The following is a 1,052-nucleotide window of genomic DNA, read 5'->3' as shown; positions in this document are numbered from 1 at the left end:
ACCTCTGCTCTTTCTTCTTCTTTAAGAGCTTTTTGTAAGTTTTTCTTTTCTTCTAAGTCTAGGAAATCTTTGGCTGGCATAAGTAGGATTTTTCTCAAGTTACTATTTCTATTTTAGGTGGTTTAAGTGCGTTTTAGCTTAGTAGCTTCTCCACCGCTATACCAGTTCAGGCACTGACTTGGACTATTAATAATGGTTCTCTGGCTGGAACTAACCCGATTACCGGTAGTTTCACCATCGACAATGAAAATAGTGCAACTCCCAGTCTTACTTTTAGTAACATTATAATTGGCCCTCTCAATTTCACGAAGGCTGACTTAGTTAACATTAGTTTAGCTAATCCTACTGGGAGTGGTATAGAAGCTATTGATTGGGTTAATGGCTCTAATAGCCTCTCTCTAGTTTTTAACTCTCCCTTTTTAACGACAGCAGAAGGGACAGTTACTTTAAATGATGTTGTTAGTGATTTTAATGGTGATATCGTCACTGGTTCTGTTACAGGTATATCAAATCCCCCAACTACCGTCCTCGAACCTAACTTGAGCTTGGGACTGATTGCTTTTGGTACACTGCTAGTGGTCAGATCAAGGTTTAATTAGGGTTTGCTGAAAAAGGCCTAGGCTGGGGTAAGATTGGCTCGTTTAATTTTAGTCTTTTTACTAATCGTCCTCAATGCTTTTTTCGTAGCGGCGGAATTTTCGCTCGTGTCTGTCCGTCGTACCCGCGTCAGTCAGCTAGTGGCTGCGGGAGATGTGCCAGCGCAGACGGTCCAATCTCTACAAAGAAGTCTCGATCGCTTACTTTCCACTACCCAATTAGGCATCACCCTTTCTAGTTTAGCTTTAGGTTGGATTGGGGAGAGTACCATGACCGTTTTTGTGAAGAAATTACTAAGTTTTTTACCCTTTTCCTTAAACTGGCAAAATCTTCTCTCCCATGGTTTCTCTCTTTGTCTAGCTTTTTTAATCGTGGCCTATCTCCAGATAGTTTTTGGGGAACTTTATCCCAAATCCCTAGCTTTAATTTATGCCGAACCGATGGCGCGATTATTA

1 protein-coding gene is annotated in these 1,052 nt (G+C 41.1%); it reads left to right on the top strand.

The annotated features are described in order from the left end of the window. Positions 1-632 precede the first annotated feature (632 nt). Positions 633-1,052: CNNM domain-containing protein (locus O9324_RS20005; RefSeq protein WP_288141122.1), on the top strand; the 420-nt coding region annotated here is incomplete at its 3' end.

The sequence above is a fragment of the Microcystis sp. LE19-84.1B genome (assembly GCF_027531875.1).
GTDB lineage: Bacteria > Cyanobacteriota > Cyanobacteriia > Cyanobacteriales > Microcystaceae > Microcystis > Microcystis panniformis.
The sequence above is the reverse complement of the archived record's forward strand: the minus strand, read 5'-3'. Positions and strand labels throughout refer to the sequence as shown.